This is a genomic window from Finegoldia magna (assembly GCF_018371055.1).
In the GTDB taxonomy this organism is placed as follows: domain Bacteria; phylum Bacillota; class Clostridia; order Tissierellales; family Peptoniphilaceae; genus Finegoldia; species Finegoldia magna_I.
The window spans coordinates 1-4,884 of the sequence record NZ_JAGYZD010000131.1; the positions used below are offsets into that span (position 1 = coordinate 1).

General features: G+C 32.0%; 6 protein-coding genes. 5 read left to right on the forward strand and 1 reads right to left on the reverse strand.

From position 1 onward, the window contains the following. Both KHW44_RS06370 and KHW44_RS06375 read left to right on the forward strand, forming a co-directional pair. Positions 1-262, forward strand: a 262-nt coding sequence (locus tag KHW44_RS06370) for a cell wall-binding repeat-containing protein (RefSeq protein ID WP_304067364.1), incomplete at its 5' end; no start/stop codon positions are given. A gap of 170 nt (positions 263-432) precedes the next feature. Further along, complete coding sequence (locus tag KHW44_RS06375; protein ID WP_304067367.1) at positions 433-2,322, forward strand: cell wall-binding repeat-containing protein; 1,890 nt, start codon at positions 433-435, stop codon at positions 2,320-2,322. A 124-nt stretch (positions 2,323-2,446) separates the two neighbouring features. On the opposite strand, the gene KHW44_RS06380 is transcribed toward KHW44_RS06375, so the two are convergent. After that, positions 2,447-3,355: a diacylglycerol kinase family protein gene (locus KHW44_RS06380; RefSeq protein ID WP_294684980.1), complete on the reverse strand. Its 909-nt coding sequence runs from the start codon at positions 3,353-3,355 to the stop codon at positions 2,447-2,449. A 70-nt stretch (positions 3,356-3,425) separates the two neighbouring features. On the opposite strand from KHW44_RS06380, the gene KHW44_RS06385 reads away from it, so the two are divergent. The 3 genes from KHW44_RS06385 to KHW44_RS06395 all read left to right on the forward strand — a co-directional run. Next, positions 3,426-3,731: a hypothetical protein gene (locus tag KHW44_RS06385; RefSeq protein WP_294684979.1), complete on the forward strand. Its 306-nt coding sequence runs from the start codon at positions 3,426-3,428 to the stop codon at positions 3,729-3,731. Then, a complete protein-coding gene (locus tag KHW44_RS06390; RefSeq protein ID WP_304067375.1) occupies positions 3,718-4,395 on the forward strand; it encodes a DNA alkylation repair protein in 678 nt (225 codons plus the stop codon). Before KHW44_RS06385 ends, KHW44_RS06390 begins: the two co-directional genes overlap by 14 nt. 1 nt (position 4,396) lies before the next feature. Further along, positions 4,397-4,884, forward strand: a 488-nt coding sequence (locus KHW44_RS06395; RefSeq protein ID WP_304067378.1) for a pyridoxamine 5'-phosphate oxidase family protein, incomplete at its 3' end; no start/stop codon positions are given.

Consider the following 4,884-nt stretch of genomic DNA (forward strand, 5'->3'; position numbering starts at 1 on the left):
CGATACAGCAGCACAAATTGCTAAAAAACTATTTAAGTCTGAAAAAGCATTCGTAGCAAGTGGAGAAGTATTTGCAGATGCATTAGTAGTATCGCCAGTAGCAGGAAGATTATCATCACCTATATTATTAGTAAATAGAAAAGAATCACCAGAAACAATTAGAGCGTATGTTAAAGAAACAATAACAGAAATTACTGTAATAGGTGGAAAGAAATTCGTTCCAAGCCCAATTGTAACAGACTTGGAAGCAGCAATAAAATAATAACACACAAAAACCAGAGTTTTATACAGCTCTGGTTTTTTAGAATGGAATAATAGAAAAAAGATTTATAAAAACATTGCAAAAAATATATATAAGGAATACAATATAGTTAACCAAAAGACTTTTGCAATTATAAAATTGCGAAAGTCAATAAAAAACGGAGGGAAATTATGAAAAAATCTAGTATGTTGACCAAAGTAATCCTTGCATTTGCATTGATTATAGGAGCGTTTTCATTCAACTCATCATTTGCTGCAGGGCAAGACGTTGAAATCAATGAAACAAACTTTCCTGATGCTAAGTTCAGAAAGAATATTAAAGAGTTTGATAAAAACAAAGATGGAAAATTTAGCAAAGATGAAATTAATTATGTAACATCTATTTTTGCGGAAAGTGGTGAAAAAAATTTAAAAGGGCTAGAATATTTTACAGAAATCAAATCTCTATTTTTGGGATATTCAGTTAATTATGTTGATACATCAAAAAATACTAAGCTAGAAAAGATTCATTTTTCTGGAAATGATAGTTTAAGAGAGCTAGATTTAAGCCATAATAATGAGCTTATTGTATTAAGACTTGAATTTACAAATATAGAAAAATTAAATTTAAGCAATAATACAAAACTTGAATATGGTGAACTATGGTATAATAAATTAAAAGAAATAAACCTAAAAAATTGTAAAAATTTAGCGAATCTTAACGTTGATTCAAATAAGCTAAAAAGCATAGACTTGAAAGATTGTGTAAATCTTGATAAATTTAGTTGCTCAGATAATGAATTAGAAAAATTAGATATCAATAATAATAAAAAATTGAATTATTTAAATCTAAGAAACAATAGATTGCAATCATTGGATACCACTAAAAATAGAGAATTAGACAGGTTAGTAGCAGATATGCAATCATTTAATTATTACACAGATATTAACCATAGATTTATTGATTTGGCAAAACTTCCAGGCAAGCCTAATCCAAAAAGAATAAAGAATTTAAAAAATGGTAAACTCGTAGGAAACAAAATTGTGTTGGATAAGGATAAGGAATCTATTACTTATGATTACGAAAGCAGACCAGGAGAAATTCAACGCCATAATGGTGATATAGTAGAGGTAAGAATCAACGTAAAAACAGGATTTACAGACGATGAAGACCAACCATCTGAGAAACCACAACCAACAGAAGAAAATAGAATTTCAGGTAGAAATAGAATAGATACAGCAATAGAAGTATCCAAAAAATACTACGAAAAAGCAAACACAGTAATAATTGCTAGAAGTGATGAATATCCAGATTCATTAACGGCGTCACCATTAGCTAAAAAATTGAATGCACCTATATTATTGACATCTAAAAATGAATTAGAAGAACCAGTAAAAGCAGAAATAAAAAGATTAAAAGCAACAAATATAATCATAGTAGGTGGAGTAAATTCTATATCAACTAAAGTAGAAAAAGAATTAAGACAATATGATAAAGAAATAGAAAGAATAGCTGGACATAGTAGGTATGAAACATCAGCAGCTATAGCAGAAAGACTTTTAAAACTATCTGCAAAACAAACTGCAATAATTGCAAGCGGCGAAAACTTTGCGGATGCATTAACGGCAGGAGCATATGCAGCACAACAAGAATATCCAATACTACTAGTACAAAAAACAACTATTGATACACAAATTACAAAAGTTCTAAACAAATACATCAACAAAACAGTAATAGCAGGAGGAGTAAACTCCGTATCAGAAAAAGTTAAAAAGGACCTACCGAAAAACACAGAAAGAATCGCAGGAAGAAGTAGATACGATACAGCAGCACAAATTGCTAAAAAACTATTTAAGTCTGAAAAAGCATTCGTAGCAAGTGGAGAAGTATTTGCAGATGCATTAGTAGTATCACCAGTAGCAGGAAGATTATCATCACCTATATTATTAGTAAATAGAAAAAAATCACCAGAAACAATTAGAGAGTATGTTAAAGAAACAATAACAGAAATCACAGTAATAGGTGGAAAGAAATTCGTTCCAAGCCCAATTGTAACAGACTTGGAAAGCGTAATTAAGTAAATAGCAATTAACACACAAAAATCAGAGCTGTATAACAGCTCTGATTTTTTGATGAGTAATGTTAAGATTTGTTATGTTTTGTTTGTCACGAATATTGTACAATATCCGTGACAAAATTCTATTTCTACTTCATCCTATAATCGCAAACTTTAGCGAATCGCAATGCTTTTGGCACCACTTTGAAATCCAAGTAATTCGTTGTGAAGATTTCGCCGTCGACATTTACTATCAATTCTTTTTCGAATTTGATACATCCTTTAGTCAATTTTTGAAAATGTATCATAGGATGTGACAGATGAGCGCCTTTTTTGTATTTGAAAATCAACGGGATTATTTTGTACAAAGGCATTGTTTCTGCCAAGCACAATTCCAACACGCCATCAGTAAGTTTAGCATAAGGAGAAGGGTTGAATCCTCCGCCGTAGAATCCACCGTTGCAAATCGCGCCAAGCAGATAATATCCTTTCAAGTTAACTTCTCCATTTTCTCCGTTACTTGTCGTGGATTCCAACTTGTATTTAGGAATTTTAAATAAATTCTGCAACACTGCGATAGGATATGCATTTGCCCTGAGTTTTGGATTCTTCTTCAACAAATTATATGCAGAATTCAAAATCACCGTATCAAATCCAAAGCTAAGCACATTCACGCAATATCTGTCGTTGACTTTGATCAAATCAATGTCGTCAATAACAGGTTTGATTGTGTTTTCGATTTTGAAATTTGAGTATTCGAAATTCTTGGAGAAATCATTCGCCGTTCCAGAAGGAATAAGTCCGACGCTGAACTTTGCGTTTGTTTTCTTCATTTCATTTATGACTTCGTTTAACGTTCCATCACCTGAACACACATACAACAAAACATCTGAACAATCGCAGTATTTTCGAACGATTTCAGATGCGTGGTTTTTGTGTTCTGTTTTTATTATTGTATATTTCAAATTGTTGCTTGAGTAGCACTTCACGATTGAGTGTTCTAACTCCGAAAAAGAGCCTGCTCCAGCCTTGCTACTCAACAAAAATACGTATTTCATTTAATCACCATTCATATTATAATATAAACATAAATTGCTGTACATAGAATTTTACACAAAGGATGATATCATGAATAAATTTGTTTATAATATAATTTACGTGCTGATAGTTGTAGGACTTATCGCGTTATTCGAAAGAATTTTCAGAAATAGAAAAGGCAATCCGACACTCAACAAAATTTACAAAATATTAGTGGTGATTTTTTGGATAATCGCTACTATCGTCACAGTCTTGCTGTACTGGGCAGGTTACGGATATTTCAAACAAGGAAACTCATCTGTTGCAGTAAAACTTTTTGTGTTTGGAATATTGATGACGGTAAGCGTTGGATACAAGATTTATACTTTGATTGGAAATAAAAATGGAAATAATTAATGAACTTCAGTCCCTACAAGATTTGAAATACCGTGATTTTCAAGCGAAACTAATCCCTACAATCGACCAATCCACAATTATTGGAGTTAGAATGCCTGATTTGAGAAAATTAGCGAAAAAAATAGACGAAAAACATTCGCAAATTTTCATTGAAGATTTGCCACACACTTACTACGAAGAAAATATGCTTCATTCTATTTTGATTTCTAATATGAAAAGTTACGATGATTGTATCAATCACTTGGAAAAATTTCTTCCATTTGTAGATAATTGGGCGGTTTGTGACTGTATTTCGCCAAAAATTTTCACGAAAAACACCGACAAATTAATCGAAAAAATAAAATTGTGGGCACAATCATCTCATCCTTACACCATTAGAGTGGCTATTTGTCTTTTGATGAAATATTTCTTGGATGATGAGTTCAAGGTAGAGTATTTGAAAATAGCGACTGATATCAGAAGCGAAGAATATTATGTAAATATGATGATTGCATGGTTTTTCGCGACGGCGCTTGCAAAACAATGGGACGATGTTATATTTGTGCTGGAAGATAATTTACTGGATGAGTGGACGCACAACAAAACAATCCAAAAAGCGAGAGAAAGTTTCAGAATAACACCAGAACAAAAACAATATTTGAATTCGTTAAAAAATAGGAGATAAAATGCGAAGAAAAGATCGTGAAATCACAAGTTTTGATGAACAATTGAAGATAATTGATGCGTGTGATGTATGTAGGCTTGGGCTTGTGGATGATGAGGGTTATCCCTATATTTTGCCGTTGAATTTTGGATATGAAGTGATTGACAGTGAATTGGTGTTGTACTTTCATGGCGCATTGGAAGGCTACAAATACGAACTTATCGACAAAAACAACAAGGCTTCTTTTGAGATGGATACAGGTCACGATTTGTATTCCAATAGAGAAATAGGATACTGCACGATGAATTATTCGAGCATAATGGGAAAGGGTGTAGTAGAATATGTGACAGATCAGCATGAAAAATTCAAAGCACTAACTGTGATGACAGACAAATATCATACGAAACATTTTGAATTCAATCCAAAAGCAATTCCAAGAATTTCAGCTTTTAATACTACATTATTACTCATTAATTACACCGTCCTTTTTTTCATCTTGTATATACTGAA